Origin of the sequence: Haladaptatus sp. DYF46 (assembly GCF_021083305.1) — an archaeon.
In the GTDB taxonomy this organism is placed as follows: Archaea; Halobacteriota; Halobacteria; order Halobacteriales; family Haladaptataceae; genus Haladaptatus.
Map to the genome: position 1 here is coordinate 158,542 of NZ_JAJFAY010000008.1, position 17,323 is coordinate 175,864.

The 17,323-nt window shown below is 49.6% G+C and carries 15 protein-coding genes; 7 read left to right on the forward strand and 8 right to left on the reverse strand.

Annotated features, from left to right (window positions below; genetic code table 11):
• The first annotated feature begins 414 nt into the window (after positions 1 to 414).
• Positions 415 to 1,638, forward strand: coding sequence for an orc1/cdc6 family replication initiation protein (locus LJF34_RS25130; RefSeq protein ID WP_231188797.1), 1,224 nt, complete (start codon positions 415 to 417; stop codon positions 1,636 to 1,638).
• Positions 1,639 to 1,983: 345 nt separating this feature from the next.
• On the opposite strand, the gene LJF34_RS29340 is transcribed toward LJF34_RS25130, so the two are convergent.
• Positions 1,984 to 2,952: a DMT family transporter gene (locus LJF34_RS29340; RefSeq protein ID WP_231188799.1), complete on the reverse strand. Its 969-nt coding sequence runs from the start codon at positions 2,950 to 2,952 to the stop codon at positions 1,984 to 1,986.
• Between the two features lie 245 nt (positions 2,953 to 3,197).
• Here LJF34_RS29340 and LJF34_RS25140 point away from each other — a divergent pair, with 245 nt between their 5' ends.
• Together LJF34_RS25140 and LJF34_RS25145 are read left to right on the forward strand one after the other, a co-directional pair.
• Complete coding sequence (locus LJF34_RS25140; RefSeq protein ID WP_231188801.1) at positions 3,198 to 3,989, forward strand: ArsR family transcriptional regulator; 792 nt, start codon at positions 3,198 to 3,200, stop codon at positions 3,987 to 3,989.
• A 240-nt stretch (positions 3,990 to 4,229) separates the two neighbouring features.
• Entirely contained in the window at positions 4,230 to 4,844 is a 615-nt protein-coding gene (locus LJF34_RS25145) for a winged helix-turn-helix domain-containing protein (protein WP_231188802.1), read from the forward strand.
• A 397-nt stretch (positions 4,845 to 5,241) separates the two neighbouring features.
• Here LJF34_RS25145 and LJF34_RS25150 read toward each other — a convergent pair whose 3' ends face one another.
• Both LJF34_RS25150 and LJF34_RS25155 read right to left on the reverse strand, forming a co-directional pair.
• Positions 5,242 to 5,775: an HTH domain-containing protein gene (locus LJF34_RS25150; protein ID WP_231188804.1), complete on the reverse strand. Its 534-nt coding sequence runs from the start codon at positions 5,773 to 5,775 to the stop codon at positions 5,242 to 5,244.
• A 294-nt stretch (positions 5,776 to 6,069) separates the two neighbouring features.
• Positions 6,070 to 6,480: a TRAM domain-containing protein gene (locus LJF34_RS25155; protein ID WP_231188805.1), complete on the reverse strand. Its 411-nt coding sequence runs from the start codon at positions 6,478 to 6,480 to the stop codon at positions 6,070 to 6,072.
• 931 nt (positions 6,481 to 7,411) lie between these two features.
• Here LJF34_RS25155 and lrp point away from each other — a divergent pair.
• Positions 7,412 to 7,870 carry an HTH-type transcriptional regulator Lrp gene (gene lrp, locus LJF34_RS25160; RefSeq protein ID WP_231188806.1) on the forward strand — a complete coding sequence of 153 codons (459 nt, stop codon included), beginning with the start codon at positions 7,412 to 7,414 and terminating at the stop codon, positions 7,868 to 7,870.
• A 107-nt stretch (positions 7,871 to 7,977) separates the two neighbouring features.
• Here lrp and LJF34_RS25165 read toward each other — a convergent pair whose 3' ends face one another.
• Together LJF34_RS25165 and LJF34_RS25170 are read right to left on the reverse strand one after the other, a co-directional pair.
• A complete protein-coding gene (locus LJF34_RS25165; RefSeq protein ID WP_231188807.1) occupies positions 7,978 to 8,784 on the reverse strand; it encodes a DUF5821 family protein in 807 nt (268 codons plus the stop codon).
• A gap of 1,713 nt (positions 8,785 to 10,497) precedes the next feature.
• Positions 10,498 to 10,785, reverse strand: a complete 288-nt coding sequence (locus LJF34_RS25170; RefSeq protein WP_231188808.1) for a hypothetical protein — start codon at positions 10,783 to 10,785, stop codon at positions 10,498 to 10,500.
• 570 nt (positions 10,786 to 11,355) lie between these two features.
• Here LJF34_RS25170 and LJF34_RS29345 point away from each other — a divergent pair.
• Complete coding sequence (locus LJF34_RS29345) at positions 11,356 to 11,565, forward strand: hypothetical protein (RefSeq protein ID WP_342765908.1); 210 nt, start codon at positions 11,356 to 11,358, stop codon at positions 11,563 to 11,565.
• A 287-nt stretch (positions 11,566 to 11,852) separates the two neighbouring features.
• On the opposite strand, the gene LJF34_RS25175 is transcribed toward LJF34_RS29345, so the two are convergent.
• Both LJF34_RS25175 and LJF34_RS25180 read right to left on the reverse strand, forming a co-directional pair.
• The gene (locus LJF34_RS25175; protein ID WP_231188809.1) at positions 11,853 to 12,224 is read right to left on the reverse strand and encodes a hypothetical protein; all 372 of its coding nucleotides are present in this window, start codon (positions 12,222 to 12,224) and stop codon (positions 11,853 to 11,855) included.
• A 104-nt stretch (positions 12,225 to 12,328) separates the two neighbouring features.
• A complete protein-coding gene (locus tag LJF34_RS25180; RefSeq protein WP_231188810.1) occupies positions 12,329 to 12,907 on the reverse strand; it encodes a hypothetical protein in 579 nt (192 codons plus the stop codon).
• A gap of 549 nt (positions 12,908 to 13,456) precedes the next feature.
• Here LJF34_RS25180 and LJF34_RS25185 point away from each other — a divergent pair.
• Positions 13,457 to 13,630 (forward strand): hypothetical protein, encoded by a 174-nt coding sequence (locus LJF34_RS25185; protein WP_231188811.1) that lies wholly within the window; start codon positions 13,457 to 13,459, stop codon positions 13,628 to 13,630.
• A 20-nt stretch (positions 13,631 to 13,650) separates the two neighbouring features.
• Here the strand turns inward: LJF34_RS25185 and LJF34_RS25190 are convergent, their stop codons facing one another.
• The gene (locus LJF34_RS25190) at positions 13,651 to 14,628 is read right to left on the reverse strand and encodes a glycosyltransferase (RefSeq protein WP_231188812.1); all 978 of its coding nucleotides are present in this window, start codon (positions 14,626 to 14,628) and stop codon (positions 13,651 to 13,653) included.
• 1,458 nt (positions 14,629 to 16,086) lie between these two features.
• Between LJF34_RS25190 and LJF34_RS25195 the strand changes: the two genes are divergently transcribed.
• Positions 16,087 to 16,725: a hypothetical protein gene (locus LJF34_RS25195; RefSeq protein WP_231188814.1), complete on the forward strand. Its 639-nt coding sequence runs from the start codon at positions 16,087 to 16,089 to the stop codon at positions 16,723 to 16,725.
• Positions 16,726 to 17,323: the final 598 nt, after the last annotated feature.

Sequence of the window (17,323 nt, forward strand, 5' to 3'; positions counted from 1 at the left end):
TTCAAAGGGAAGACAGTCTGCTATATCATATCCAAGCTACTACCTAAACAGCCGATAGTTTTATGCCAAAGCATATCAAATTACTCCGTACTACATTTTACTAGAAGTGGATGAGACTGATTCAAGAAGATACTAGAAGACCGCCCCGTCATCGTGTTTTAACTGCGGAAGTGTGGTGTGTGTGTCTACAATATCTCGAGTAGTTTCCCCTGATTCCTACTTTCACCAACTCCGGAAGTACGGTGTTCTCCTGAACTCCGGAAGAGTGGTGTCCCCGAGAAACGTGCCAATACTGTGCAACTCCGGAAGAGTGGTGTCTGACGCTTATAAAAACCACCTGGACTACGGAAGCTACAGAATCTCCGGAAGTTGTGGTCCGGCAAATTTAAATATGCTGCCATTGAGAACGTTACTATGTCATCAATTGGGTTTACTCGGGGGGAGACACCATATAAGAACCGAGATGCACTATTAGATGACTATACACCCGATGAACTCGTTGGTCGTGATGATGAGCTTAAAGAGTATCAAAGCCTGTTGAATCCCGTCATTTGGGGTGATCAGCCCAACAATATCTTCTTGTATGGGAAAGCAGGCGTTGGGAAGACAGCAGCAACGAGGTTCATGCTCGGCCAATTGGAACACGATGCAAAGCAGTATGACGATATTGATCTCTCTACCTTGCATATCAACTGTGATGGCCTCGAATCTAGTTATCAGGTCGGGGTCGAAATTGTAAACTCACTACGAGACTCGCGAAATCAAATCAGTGAAAGTGGCTATTCAAAAGCAGAGATCTACAATAAGATGTGGCGAGCGCTCGAGCAAACGGCTAACACTATTCTCATTGTTCTCGACGAAGTCGATCACGTTCGGAAAGACGATTCGATTCTCTACCAGCTATCTCGTGCCCATGAAAATGGGAAACTCAACGAGACGAAAATCGGTGTTATTGGGATTTCGAACGATATGACCTTTCGTAGCCATCTCTCATCGAAAGTCCGGAGTTCACTTTGTGAACGTGAACTGTCATTCTCCGATTACAACGCCGCAGAGCTGAAGAAGGTGCTTCAACAGCGCGAAGCAGTAGCGTTTAAAGACGATGCAGTTGCTGATGGAGTGATTTCGCTATGTGCAGCACTTGCCGCACAAGAAACTGGAGACGCTCGTGAAGGACTTGACTATCTTCTCGTTGCTGGTGATCTGGCCCGTGATGAACAATCGCAGATCGTGCAAGAGAGCCATGTCCACCAAGGAAAAAAGAAAGTCGAGCGCCAGACGATTGTTAAGGGACTTGCAGATCGTGGTGAACAGGCTCGGTATGTTGCTTACGCTCTTGCAACGCTCCTTGCAGAAGAACAGCAACCCGCCCGATTTACGGATTTATACACTCGGTACGAATCATTAACCAGTCGAACTGGATCGCGTACGCTTTCAGAGCGGTGGGTACGTGAACATTTGCAAAGTCTCGGTATGCTCGGAATTGTGTCGATCGAAGAGAAGAATGAGGGGGTTAGCGGTGGGCACTACAATCTCTATGGCCTGAACCCAAAGCTCGAACTGGTTGTCGAAGCACTTGATGAGACTCTTGATATGGTTGGTGTCCATGATAGCATTAGCGACTATGTCGATCACTGAGCGTCATCTATAGTCATAATTGGATTCGTGGTCCGCTTGGAATATTCAACTTCGAATGCATAATTGGACCGACAACAATGTATTCGTCCTACAAATACTGTTCCCTAGCTCGATCACTCGTCTTGAGGCTGATCACGGCATAACGAACCAGTGTTTCGAGTTTCTGATTTTGCGCTTCTCACTGGTTAGTATCACATACTAACACTGGATTGTAATGCACTAGTCTAATCAAGAGACGAGAGTAACACCGCCACTGACGTGTAAAAAAGTCACGTAGAAGTAGGCAGTGCATCGGTTCGAATATACGGACACGAACGGGCCAGTCCTCCTCAATCGAGTAAGTGTTTAGTCTGCGTTAGAGCCTGGTCGAGTCGGTCCTTCGTCGGTGTTAGTCCATTCGATATTGAAGGGAGAGAAGCGCTGGCGAAGGTCAAGTTCTTCGCTGCCGATAACAGCGAAACCAGCGAACACGACGAGAAAGCCAGCGACCGTATAGACAGAGACCTGTTCTCCAAGGAGGACGGCACCACCAACGGTAGCAACGAGGGGAATGACATAGTAGACGAGGTTGGCGCGGATGGGGCCGGTGTCGTCGAGAAGCGCGAAGTAGGCGATGAAGGCACCAGCTCCCGCGAAAACGCCAACGTAACCAAGAGCGATGTTGCCGGTGAGAGTCCACGTGACGGCAGCGAGGCGTTCTCCCACAGCGTAGGCGAGACTGTGGCTGAGGAGCGCACCCAGGGGGAGTGCCCAGGCGGTCCGTGCGGTGCTGTCGAGATTAGCGTCTGCGCGCCGGATGAGAACGCTGCCGAGCCCGCAGCTAGCGGCGCCGCCGAGGAGAAGCAGCTTGCCGACGCCGCCGTGAAGGATGGTTGCAGGCGTGGGGTGGACGACGAGACCGACACCAAGGAGACCGAGGATCATGCCGACGGTGGTACGACGGGAGAGGCGCTCTTCGTTGAGGAGGAACGCAGCGAAGACCGGTGTGAGGATAGGGTTGAGGCTGAAAATGACGGCACCGATGGCGCTTGTGGTGTACTGCTGGCCAACGAAGAGAAATGCGTTCGTGAGCGCGATAGATGACACGCCAGCGGCGAGAATGGCAGCGATATCGCTACGTGTGCGTGGCACGAGGTCGCCGATTGAGCGGGTGGCGAGAACATACGCAGCGAGCGAGACTGCACCGATGTCGAAGCGAAGGGAGACAAACAGAAGTGGTGGGAAGTACTGGAGACCGTACTTCACACTAACGAACGTCCCGCCGAAGAAGAGGCTGGCGGCGAGGAAGGCCACAATGGTACGCTTCGAGACCACTAGCGAATCACCTTTGAGGCGGTTGCGGTGGCGACTTGCCGATCCGGACTGTATTCGTACCACGATATGGTATATGTATGAGGTGTCGAGGTCATCCTACTCGGTGGTAGATCGGCTACGGGGATAGTTTCTTTTAGAAAGTATTTCACGTGAAGAAAGCGGTGCGCGGTGGTGGAGTCCGGACAGGGGGTGCAATTGTTTCACGGTAGGAAAGCAATTTACTGGGAGGGGGCAGACATGGGGACATGGAATCCACGCTGGAGGAAGTCGAGTTCCTCGTCCGCTCGCCGAACCGCGTCAATGTCCTTCGGCTCCTCGCCGAAGATCACCAGACGCGCAACGATCTTGCCGCCGAGACGAATGCGTCGCAGGCGACGCTCGGCCGTATCCTTACCGACTTCCAAGAGCGGTCGTGGGTACGCCAACTCGGCGCGGAGTACGTCGCAACAGGCACTGGCCGCCTCGTTGCGAGCGGCATATCGGACCTCCTCCAGATTATCGAGACGGAAAGGGAGCTGCGAGGAATCGTCGAATATTTACCGACACACGCGATGGACTTCGACCTTCGCCACCTCGCAGACGCGACGATTGTCACGCCAAGTCAGACGCGACCGGATGCACCCGTGAGCCGAGTTGTCGACCTCATTGAGGTCGGCTCGGATGTCACCGTCTTCTCGCATGCCTTTAATCACCAGAGTCTGGCGGCCGTTCACGAGCGTGTTACCGCGGGCGAGCAAACCTTTCGTGGTGTCTTCTCCGAGGACGCAGTCGAAGCACTCGCCGACGACGCGACGCTTACTGGCTACCTCGTGGACCTCCTCGATGCAGACGATGCGGCCCTTCGTGTCCGCACGGAGGATATCCCGATCGCTGTCACCACGGTGGACGATGTCGTCCATGTAATACTCCGTGACGATAACGGTGTCCTTCAGGCGTCACTCGACACCGACGACGACGCCGTTCGCTCGTGGGCTCGTGACACCTTCGACCACTACTGGCGCACAGCTGACTCATTCAAACGTGTGGATCTCGACTAACGATGATGTCGATTAGTCTATTTCATTGATCATTTACGAGGTAGTTGACTCAGGCTGTGACGCATTTTCGTATTTGGCCATCTTCTCGGGCTTGTCAGAGATCGTTTCGTAAATGGATTCTCAAAAGTACTGTCTGTTCGTCTTTTTCATCAAAGCGGACTAACATCTGCTTTGAATCTATCTTTGGCGATTATGTTCGATAGATTGATATGGACATGTAGTCTAGCTTCCTAGACTAGAATGACTGAAACAGATATTACACGGGAGAAAACCGAACGACTTCGTGAGATATTTCTCGATGTCGCTGACGATTCTACAGTAACCGAGAACCAAGAAGAGACGCCCGGAACGCTTGGTGCCAATTCTGATCCTACTGAAGCACTGCGATCCATCATTCGGGAGATGAAGCAGAAATATGGGTTCCAAACTTCACTCGAGATTGATGAACTAGCAATACTTGTACACCTGTTTTATGACGAGTATTCCGATACGGCAATTGCACGCGAACTGGGGAATGCAAGCCGAGATAAAACTGTCACACGTGCACGAATTCATCTTCAACTCCTCCGCGAGACAGATTTTAATGCGCCGTTTGATCTAGATCGACTCCGAGATCTGCGGGAGGACGAGGAAACATCAACTAAGGCGATTGCTGAGACGCTCGGTGTGAGCAAGAGCACTGTCAGAAGATATTGCAGGATCCTCGATGCTGAACAGGCCGCTGGTGCGGTCGATCACCGATATCAACAGCAATTCGAAGCAGCGCTTGCAGACTCGGACCCTGACCGGTCTATCCGCGAGTCGTTGGACAGTGATCTTGATGATGCACTTGATGCATCTCCCGGAAAGAACTAACCTCTAAAGTCTTCTTGCTACTCAGTAGAACGGTGCTCCCAATTGAATGAAAATGTGCACAGGAGGAGAAGAGTATACTCGAATACTTACCTCGAAAATTCGATTGCAGAGGTGAGAACTTAGTCCGCCGAGTTAGTTTGGAGGGAGGGGTGGCTGATGTCGATTCAGACGCCGAAGCAACAGGTCCGTTGACAAAGAGTGCATGCCCGATAAGGAGGACGGAGACGGTTGCACCAACAGGAACTGCAGCTATCATCGAAAGTCCAGCAGCGCTGACTGCGCCGGTGACACCGATCAAGGCGAGTGGGATCTCCCCGAGAATGTGATCATAATATCCGTGCGCTCGATGTGTCGTATATGAAATTTGCTGTTGATTTGGAAGTCGGAGTGGTCACCACTAATGGGTCGAATTTTCAGCTGATGCTTCCATTGCCTGAATTTTGAGAATAAGAATATTGTTGGTATCGTCCTTGTTGTCGAGTTGGCCTTCGATAACTAGATCCGAGAGTGGTGTCGGTCCAACACGTACTGTATCATCGGTATGGAAATCAGTTAGCGATCCCTGAACATGGATCTCGGCACGACAGAGTTCTGGGTGATGCACACTACTCAAGGAAATCTGTTCGACAGTTGTGTCCTCGACTGAATTACCGTTGCGGAGGAGTGGCACTTCGGCTACCTCGTCGAGAGTTTGTATATCGAGGGCGTTATACGCGGTTGCAGTTGGCTTGTACCCTCCTTTTGGACCCGGAACACCTTCGACGAGTTGGAGTGCTTTCAGCGATTGCATCTGGTTGCGAATCGTCCCTGTATTTCGATCGACTTCGTCTGCAATGTCTTCGCCCTTGATTGCGCCTTCGCTCTCACCGTGGAGGTTGACAAGTGCGGTCAAGATCGTTTTCTGACTTGAGGTCAGCTCTATTGATGACATTGTTTAGTATCCTTGTTAGCGACGGTTAAATCCATCTTTTGTGTTCGTTGTCTCTTTGAACTGATTTCTGCTTCACTCTACAGACCACAGAGTGTTTGTTGCTGATTCTCCAGATAATCCTTGACGAACCTCTTCGAATTACTTTCCTACGAATGTTTCAGCACGAGTTGACAACTATAACACTGCTTACTATTATCTCATCGAAGTATCTTCTCATATTTAGTGTATTCGTAGGAGCATACGCCTCGAGATACTTGATACCGTGTATGCTACTAACACGCAAGTCGATCTCTATTAATCTTCATCCATCTCACGTTCGACAACCTCGGCGAACGCAAATCTGGAAGTTACGGACGTGATTTCAACCATTACTCGCTCTTGGGGTTCTGTATCGGGAACGATGACAATGTAGCCGCGTTCAACACTAGCAATTCCATCGCCTTGTTCACCAATATCATCGATTTCAATACTCCGTCGCTCCCCTTCCTTGACGGGTGGTTCAAGCCAGCCGTCAGATTCGTCTGCGTTTTCGTCTGAGCTGTCTGCATCTGTTGACGGGGAGGTGAGTAGTGCGACTCGATACGAGCCATTTTCACAAATATCTCCGTCTGTCACCTCCTGCTTTGGGACTGTGATTGTGTAGGATCCTTGCTGTTCTTCGATGGATTCGCTATACAGGCAGCGTAGCGTATCGGGAATTTCCATGCTTTATTCCATATAACACAACGACATAAGCATTACATCAATTCACAAGGACTAGGTGATAGGTCTGATGCCGTGGCCAGTTGCACGATGTCGAATTTACTCAGACGATGAGCTATTGCACTCAAGGGTCCCGTGGGGTTCGCCCTCAAGATCCCCACGAGCTGCCGGAATGACGAGTTAGTCAAGGCATCCCAGCAGTGATGGATTTACAATGATGAATGTTATTTGTTTGTATAGAAGCAAGGGAGTAGAATCGCATGCCAGTGGACGGGGATTTCTCCCGCTCTATTCGGCCACGAACGGAAGACTGCAGACGACATCCTTTTCTTAGATACTTCATTCGCCAACTCTCATTTGACAAATATGGACCTTGGTTAGATTGAACATGCATCTCCGTACATATTTTCTGCATCGGTTTCGACATTTGTTCGTCGGCCTTAGCGTGCTTCAATCGTCTTGCCGGTTTACCGGTTAATATCAACCTTCAATCCATAATATCTACTGTCGGGTTTGTCGCGTGCAACGACACACCTCCGACACACGTGGGAACCGTCAGGACATTTCACCCACCACATCCCACGTTCTACCACCGATGACCTGCTGGGAAAACAGGCTTTTAGCTTTCTACGGTAGTCCCTACTGTCGGGGTGATGTTTGTTCTCAACTGATGGTCCACTGACTGACTCTCATTTACCTGATTCTCACGATAGGGGGGGACAGATACGAGGGAAACCCTCACGGGCTACTGCTTTCTGTAGCCAAATGGCGCAAGGAGGGAAGGATAGTTCACTGCAGTAGGCGTATCTGATTACCCAATAGACACGCTGGAGACGAGTCGGAGTGTAGTAAGTCCATTAGTGGGTTGTGTTTCAACCGGCAGTATTTGGACACTGGCCAAGAAATAATGGCCTGGAAGGACATTATATGTGCAATGGCCTACGAAAATTTAGACACAGAATTAATTAATGTCTTACTGAATGATGGTCGAGCGAGTCTCCGTGGTATTGCCGAAGAGTTGGATGTCTCGGTGACAACTGTCTCAAACCATCTCGAAAAATTGCACGATACAGGCATCGTTACGGGTTACACCCCGACGCTCGACTATGATTCATTGGGCTATGATGTTACTGCTGTTATCCAACTTAAAGTAGAAGGCACGGCATTGCCGGACGTCACTGCCCGGCTCCAAGAGCAACCACAAATGATCAGCGTGTACGAAGTCACTGGCGACCATGACATCATTGCGGTCGGAAAGTACACAGATACCGATGACATGAATCAACAGATCAAAACGCTGCTTAGTGATGACGATATTAATGAAAGCAATACGAGCGTGGTTCTGAATGCGGCTAGTGAACACGAACAGTTCGAAATTGAAACGGAGAGCTAATATTGGAAAACTGGTTGAGTAACGTAAAAGATCGTATTGCGACTATGGCTGAATCATCACGCTAATCATCCACTCAAAACGGTTCTAGGATGGCTATTCAGACAAACCTATGCAGTCATCTGGTCTGCAAGCGTATCGACATCCTCCAAATCGTCTGGGACTAACAGTAACCGAAGCCGTGGCCGACCAACATCGATTGGTACTTTCTCTGTCTCAATGAGGCCACGATCTTCGAGTTGTGTTTTGGTTCGTGAGAAGGTTGCTTTACTTGCGAGACCAACATCCTCTCCCCACTTACTGATATCATACAACAGTACCTCGTTGTTCGCTCCTATTAACAAGGCAACGGTCACTTCATCGAGATTGTTGTTTTCTCCGGGTATCGTCTCGGCCGAGTCAACAACCATCATAAAGTCGTCTTCGACACCATCGCCGAACTCCTCATTCAGCGTTTCTCTAACACGTGAAAGTGGTGGGGTTCGGAGAGTGAATGCTTCTCCATCTTCCCAGTTGTCGATAAACGTTGACCGAACGTTTTCGACCAACTCGTCATCTGCCGAGCGCATCCCTGTCAATTCACCGTCCAATGTGACGATCGTAAGGACTTCATCATCGCTGACGAGCAACGAACTTCGAGCAATATCTGTTGTCGTTCGTAGTTCGAGTGAGTCTTGCTCGATCAAGTCCGCCACCTGGCTCGCGAGGATAAAATCGTCCAGTGAGGATTTTAGCACGTCTGGAGTGGCAAGCACTTGGAGGTCAGGTAGTTCATCATCCAAGGACGACGCAGTCAGCATCAGCGTCTCGAAGACATCTGGGGCGGGATTGACGATGAGTACTGAGTCTGTGTTTTCAAAAAATGAGCTGACTGTGTCGGCGAATTCTTCGTCCAGGACAGTAGCATTTGGGGACATACGTTCTCCCACGAGATGCACGTGCATTGTTCTATTCGCATTACTACCCGAAGTGTATTCCTAAAAATAGTGGTTGAGAGAGCGTAATCCGATGAATTTCGATTAAGACAACCTTTTGATTACAGGATTAGACAGAAAGCAGCTATTCAATGGAATCAATGTCTCTAACTGAAATACGATTTCGAGTCACGTCAGAGTTTTCAGAAAAGAAAAGAGAAATACTCCTTACTACGATTTGACTTGTGCAAACAGCTACCGAGTTACTGTTTGAGCTGGGCAAGAACTTGTCCATCTAGAAAGCATTCCGAACATGACTCGTCTCGACTCGCATTTAATTCATCTTCGGTCATTTGCTGTTCTGTGGCAGCTCTTCGCACTTTCGGTGACCGAAGCAGTAAACAATTCCCATCTGGCTCATGGTATAGAACACCGGTGGTCACGACCTTCATTACGAGCGCCAGTCCCCCAGGCCCTCCATCTCTTCGCGGACGTGAATGAACGCTGGCTTTTCGTTTCGTGGGGTTCGGCCACTAACCGTGTCGCATTTGGAGGACTCGAGTCTCTGGTTGTTGCCCGTAAGAGAACTTGGCCGAGCTATGATTTCAGCACCACGCTCCGCCCATACTGCCTCCTTATTCTGGAGCACGGATCTATACTGTGTCATAGAACGCACCACTGATGCGACTTTAATAAAACTATGTTTGTCAAGGATTATACTCACAACTGGGTTGTATCCATCCGCTTCCCGCTCAGTTTGGGCTAGTCACGTATTTCGAACGGGTAGCTACTAACTACTTGAGTTTCGATAGGCTGAGTTCGTAATATACTACGCCCACCGTCGCGCTACTCACAGCGAGCGCCGTCACAGAGGAACGGCCAACAAGTTGTATCGTCGCGAATACAGCCTGACCTAATACAACTGCACCCAGTATGGCTGTCTCCTCCTGTGTAATATTCTGAGTCACTGGCTGACCACCGTAGTCCATGTTGTCATTTAGTATCCAGGCAAATAAATAACCAGGATTTAGTGAAATATTGTTGTTCTAGCAGTTAATTCTATTTGGATACTGTCTCTTTTCCGATTGTCTTCACCACTACTCGGACACTCTCCCTGTGCTAAGCGCTTTCCACCGAGCCATTTGCGATAGTGGACAGCAAATCTGGGCAAATTACTATAATTCTGATAGTTTGGCGATAGAGTACTCTGATGGATGCTCAAATCAAATTTTGTGCTTACGATACTTCCTTTATTGTCTCGACCATTGGTTTGCATGCACTCACACAGCCCACAACAGAGACACATTGTCTGGTGCCATCACCCAGAAACATCCTTCATGATCGGCTGTCTGTGAGTTGCACCCCGAACTGCCGCCATCTTCCCTTCCGCTGATTGAATCTTCCATATCTACTCTGTAGTGATTGTTGCAAACGACACTCACGTAATGGAAGCGTATTCTGTCGAATTGGCATCCAGTTGTTGACGCTGGCATTTCACCAGAGGAGAGCGCACATAGGGCCCACTAGCGCATCGTCTCGTGATCTGCTCCAGGCGATGGAATCACTAGAAAGGAAATAACAGCGGAAATTCTGACATGCCGACAAGCATGTATTCGATCGGCTTGACCACATTGGGGACAATTCAAACGATGTGGTGAGCCGCAACGTGATGACTGACGTTCTTATCGTCTCCCACGATCTGCTCGCTAATGGTTTTCAATCGAATACTTCTATTGCGATGAGCCTGTTTCTAATCTCGGTGATTTGCTCATCAAGGGTTTCGATGAGTGGGCCAGTCTGGTCGGTTGTAACAGCACCTTGTTGCGTGGGCGTGATGAGCTCCTCTTCTTGGAGTAATCGGAGTGAATAGCGTATTTCGTGTTTGGCATACCCAGACTCATCCGACATTATTGACATCCCGATGGGTTCGTTGTTGACCACCATCCGGAGAACCTCCATATGCCGGTCGAGCATATTCACTTCATTCTCTACGTTATCGATCATTGTAGACGGTACCAATGCACATAGAGAGTTAATCCTTCTTGCTCGCTCTGTAGGGGAACCCGAGTTTGTTTCGCTATCCCCTGATTACAGTGATTCATAGTCGAGAGCAGAGTTGTTCTGTGAACACTCATGAGAAACCCACTGATCTATACTGATGGTACTTTACTTGGTTGAAATTGCGGTATTTCTATTTTTGACTGTTTCAGTAGCGTGTGTTTCTATAGGGAGCTAATTATGGCTGCATTACTTTATTACAGGGGTTGATACGAGGCCAAACTCTTATTGCCTTGGATGGGGGAGGACGATAGCCATGTCACTCTCCACTGCAGTGCGGCGGTGGTTAACTGACGAGGATGGCCTTGTCTATGAGTGCCGTCACTGTGGAACAACACTGGAGGCTACCGACCAGCAGTGTCCCACCTGTGGGTCGACTGAAATCGCCGTTTTCGATGTTTCATAACTCGCTTTTGAGACCGCTCTGCGTGTTGTGCTGCTAGTCCCGATAAAATATTCCATCCACTGTAGTATGAATCGGTAACGTCATTTGTGCGTATCACAGTCGCTCTGAGAGTGACTGATGTTAGTTGGTTTCGCGATAGTACCCAGATTGTACTGCCGACAGGAATACTGGGCGATTATCGTGATGAGCTCGAACAGCGATTCATGATTACGGTCGTTGATGAGCAAGACACGACTCGGCTCGTTGGGAGTCCTGTCGTTATTCCCGAGGTTCGCGAGTGGCTCATCTCGAAGAGCATCGTTGCTCCACAATCTGAATGAGGATGGATTTTTCTCTCTTCGTCTGCTTCTCAGTGCCTACGTGAACGGTGAATCCAATCGCCCCATGTGAAAGTAGATCGCTCGTTTTTGCTCGGGAAGTTGCGTGTCATCTTCTACGTCATACTGAGCGGTACAGCGACGGGGATATTGGATGAAAAAGTCGAATAGAGTCCCCGGAAAGAGATCGTCCCATCGGACTCCCTGTTCGATCACGATTTGTTGGTCGTACGGTTTCCCACAGAGGGGGCACTCGTCCGTGTCTGGTGTCGGTGTTGGCATAGCATGTTCTAGTCGGCTTCGGAAAGGATGGGTTTGACGGCGCTCGTTACCTCCTCAAATTGCGTCATCGTCAACGAATCCGTCGTAAGATACAGCCCAGCGTCGTTAGCAATCACACGTACGAGATAGCCATTCTCGAAGTCTCTGAGTGTGAAGTTGTATTCACCGAGTTCCGACCAGTTGTACGTCCGCTGGAGGTTGAAGCCTCTGCGTTCGGTCTCAATGAAGCCAAGTTTGTCCCCGCGTTCAAGTTCGTCGCGGAGATACAAGTGTTCAGCCTCGTCTGGGGTGAAGTACGTGAGACTGCGTAGCTCATCGCCGATTTGTGCTCGGCACGCCCGAATCAACTTCTCAGTGGCGTCATCAGCAAGCGTGCTCATACGAGGGGCTAGTCACTCGCGCTGAAAATATGTTCTGGCGAATAGTCCCTTCATTCACTTGCAAATTCATCTATAGAAGAACAGACGATTTACCCTGATCACTTCTAATCGTCGGTGGAGTGGAATTCTGGCGGTGATTTCGGGATTGTGTTCTGCATATACCAATACTGGGTAGCCGCCAATATCCCGAATGCAGTTATGATGCCAAGTATCGCTACAAACCAGGGTAGAATGGCTACGGGATAGAAACCTATCCAGATCCCTATAAAAAGGAGTACACTCCCCAGCGCGAGTCCACAGTAATAGCGATTCCATGGAGGCGTTGGGTTAGTGAACACGTTCAGATAGTCGTCAAATACACGTATGCGGCTTGTCGGCTGGATTTCCCCTGTCTCTAGGTCATAGTTGATAATCCCAGCATCGGCGAATGCCGGGATGTGAGTCTGATACAGCGAAATATAGACCCGTTTTCGTTGTTCCTTGAGGAGATCTGTTGGCGTCGTATTGTATCCCCAGGCAGCGACGTGGTCGGTTACATCGGCAAAGTCAACAGTGCAATTTTCTCGTCGCAGATAGTGAATTGCATATCGCCGTCGCATGCTCTGCAACACCTCAAACACCTGATCCTGGGATAGTTCAGTTCGATTCATTGAATCGCTCAGCTGTTCAGTGAATACCTTCATCTCACTGTCCTTGGGGAAGGGCGGCTGAGTCCAACGATACAGAGAACGCCATTTAACGTGCTAATCGCTCTTTTTCGGCTTTGTTATCTCGCTGCTGTTTACGGGTAGCAGCCCTGTATACCCACTTTCATAGGAGAATAATTACCGATTCTCGTTGAGTGAGTGTTTGAACAGTGGTTTGGTCAAAGCAACACTAGTTGGTGAGGCCTTTCACCAGCTGGAGGTACTCGGTACCGCTTCTAAGGACCTTCCTGTTCGAGATAATGGGGTATCTACTGCCATTCGGGCCTACGAATTGCTGTTGTTTTGACTTTCATCCAACTCCCCCTCCTGATTTTGGTAGTATCATTCGTATCCACGTGTGTAGACTCGCTCTATCGGATCTGTGGCGAAGTCACGAAGCATTAGATGCCGATTATGACATCACAAAAGGGAGTTCACCAACGTCGTTTTATTGCAAATTGTACTTCCTGTTGGAACACGGGCCAAAAAGCGTACGAGATCATACTGGCAATCAAAAACCTGGTAGAACACTGGGAAGTGATTGAGATGGCTGGACGAATCAAACGCATTGCACGGGGAATCGACAGCATCACAGAAGCGGTATGGGATGACTCGGGAGTATTCATAAAACTCATGGTGTTAGTGGTTCTAATAGTGACGGCTGCTGCAATCCCTGTTATCCCGATTGCAATTATTGCCCGCTACATCGCAAACCGATAACCAACTGAAGTCTAGGTAGTTTATCGCGGAGGAGGAGTCTGATGGACATCTGACGAGCTGACATGAGATGTCGAGAGTACGGTTTCGTAGACCTGTTGGAGACGGTCGCCCATTTGTGAACGGCTCACAGCGTGAGCAGCGTGTCGTCCGTTCGATTCTCGAGGGGTGGCCAACACATTGACGAGCCCATTCACAAGCGCAGTGTCCGTCACACCGACGTATGAGGGTGATACGTCAGTTATACGGTCACGTATGTCGCCAACATCTACCGCGACAATCGGCAAATTGCAGGCAAGGGCTTCTTTCACTGAATTTGGCGAGCCTTCCCAGTGTGAGGTGACGAGGAGGACATCCGCTGCATTCATATACAACGGCATCCGGGTGTGAGGTTCTCCAGAAACTGTGTGGAGGGTAATCGGTTGGTTGAGACGGTCACGTGCAGCATCCACGACTCGCTTGGCACGTGGATAATTTTTCACTGTATGCGAGGGTGAGTAGGGAAAAAAGACGTGCAAATGGGTTGGATCCCAGCCAACTGCTGCTTGAGCATCGGGTTGTGGTATCGGCCGAAACTGCTCGGTATCAACGCCATGCGGAACAACATAGCAATCCTGGTCGAGTTCGTCTGCCATTGCGGTGGACATAACGATGACGGCGTCACACCGGCGTGCACAGAGCTTACTCAGCCAGCCATAGGAACCGAACAGATCCGACCCCCACAGTGAAAGAACGACTGGAAGGTGTGATTGAGCAAGTGCGAACGGAGCTGTCAACCCATAGTTGGCGTGGAGGAGGTCGTATGATCCAGCTGACTCATTGCGGACCTGGGGCAAATACCGGAGATAATTTCCTACTGAGCGGTTCCCTCCTGTATTTTCATGTGTATGGTTACCTGGTGGCGTGAGTGTTGTACATTGGATCTCATTTGCCTCAAGGGCACGAATTTGATGGCGGTAAAAGCTGTCGTTTGCACCAGTCACTAACTGCAAGACCTTCATTTGCAGTCGGAATCCTTTATTTTGTGGGCGTGATCTACAAGTGACTCAGCCATAGTCGCCATACTTCATCTAGGTGTTTTGTTCTGTCTCTCTTAGCACTGCTAGCGTGAGTATACTCTCTCCAAGTCCCGTCCTGCCTCTCCTCATTCCTCTCAGGTATGCTTGCCAAACCGAGAGCTGCCTGCCGCTTTTTTATTGTCTCTCGAACTCTCTGCATAACTAGAGTCGGCGCAGTTGAGTACTGCGTGTTTACTAGTTCCGTTCAAGACTCTTCACCGCCCACACCCGAGACACAGTCGGTTGCCTTCGCAAATCATCTGATGGTTGGTTATGACGAGGATACTGTCGCCGTTGGGCTGTCGTAAATCGAAAATTGAGCGGAATCGAGAGAGTATCTTAAATTTGGGTTGCAGCCATTCTGTTGAGTAGGATTCTCTGAGTACGATCACTTAATCGCCTCAAAATCTGCACTCAGGTTATGTAACGAGGATACGCTAATCACCGGCTTCAGATTCGCCACTCTCGCCGAAATGCTCCAAGACTTGTGCCAGATTGTCAAGCACACGGTCAAGCTGGTGCAGCAGATCCGCAATAGTATCAAGCCACCCCTGCAAACTCATCGGCTGTTCTGTCTGAAGGGATGTCTGAGTACTGGGTGCCCCAACAGCGGGTGTGACTGCTGTACTGATGACACAGAGCATGAGGAGTGCCGTAAGGATCGTTCGGAACATGAGTACTCTACAGGAGGACCATTCTGGGAGGGGCTTGTTAATCTTCAGGCCGATTGTTAGAATAATATCATAGAAGATCTGAACTGGATACCCAATTAGTTCTGTACTTTGTCGAAGTGAGTTCCTCACAGTGGATGGATATTATTCAACAGATCCATTCGAATGGATCCATGTTTGAGCGTGAGTCTTGAGGAGCTGTGATCTATACTCGGAAACTGACCATTCCGTGATTCTCAGTGATTTTTGAGTTTCCGTGGATATCCACTCGTCACACCTGCCGATTTGCTCTTCGTACCTACCCCTTTCTTTGGACGATTTTCGAGGTACGAACGGCGATATTACGGCCTTAAAATTGCATATGGCAACGAAATGCTGATCTCAGCGTGTAAAATCGTGTTTGCAACTGGTTTCGATCTCTGGAAAAGATAAATGTGCCGAATTCAGTCCTGTTTCTGCCAAAGACGGCATTTACTGCCAATCAACTGTTTCATGTTATCAATTCTATACGAAACTAGTCATAAATCGTGCATGAAAATGAACGGTGGAAAACGGCTTACACTGCTTTATTCTCCTGTGAAGGCGTCTCAATCGTATTTGCAAATCAGTCGCTTCGGACAGTACGAATCAGCAATTTCGGAGTGGGTACTCAATGTGATAGAACGGAAGAGATTATCCTCTTACAGTAGGTTATCACCTGCTAAGATTTCGGGAGAATGGACGGCGCATTGTGCATGGCATCGTCGATAGCGTGTGGGTGACACCGATCGAAGACGATGAACAAACGTCGCTTTCGGAGCTTGTCTCGGAAATTTCCGAGGAGGTCGAGATTCGGCTTGAGTATGAAGCTCAATACGACTGGATATCGTTTGTGCCGTTACGTGATTCAGATGCCGGTGCATTGACGAAGTACTTCGGGAAAGTCGCTGGCGAAGATGAGTACAAGTATCGGGGCATTGAGTGTCGGCAGCGAAGTACGCCGTCGTATATCGACGATGCGAAGAAGGCGCTGATTCGAGCGGTGGATGCATATCGCGATCAAGAAGCCGTTTGTGAGGAGTTGCGGTCGTGGGTGGATCGGCTTGAGCGTGGGGCGGTTGATCCGGGTGAGTTGGTGATCACGAATCGTGTTTCGAAGAAGAAGGACTACACACAGTCCACAAGGAGTGTGGCGGCACTGGTGCGGGCGGCGGATTTGGGGTTGGCCCGACGCTGGCTTTCGCAAGCCTTTCAGACAGCACGCACTTCGTCGGTTTCAAGAATGGTCTTCAGATTCTCGCCTTCCTCTCTCATGTGCGTCCGGACAGCATCGAATTCACGCCGGTTGAGCCACGCACCGATCGGGCCGGTTCGTACCTTGATCCGTTGAGTGAGATCACAGCCGCTCTCGTGGGGCTTGATCGTAAAACTGATCGACGGCATAAGTATCCCGACCAGCCGTGAAGTGGGTTTAAACTTGATGTGTCGGTCGGGAACGACCTCTGTGAACTGGACCGTCTTTTTCTGCTTCTTTCCCGCGATTCGTTCCTCGAAGTAGGCAATCGCCCCTTGTTCTAACCCGTCTCCAGTACTCCATCGGAACAGGATATGATCGGGATGCCACCCTTGGTAGTTCACATCCATCGTTTCGAAGAAGTGGTAGACCTCCTCCGGAGATGCGTTCACTCGCGTGGTTTCCTCTAAGATCATCTCTGTCGCTATAATTGTCTACGCAGACGATAGCTGTTTGTTCAAGAAGTGGGCAGTTTCCCGTAGCGTCCTATGATGATGGACTCGTCTTCTCTATCTAGCACATCATTTCTAACAGTTGATTTGTGGGTAACATTCAACCGCTGGCTCGTCAGCTCGGAACAGCTCATTACGTTTTCAATCAAATCGTCCTCGACCGTCGCTAGTGAAAGTAGTCAATTACACCGTTGTAATAGAGGGGGATCGCGAATGCGCCTCCTCCGTTTCGCAGAAATAGA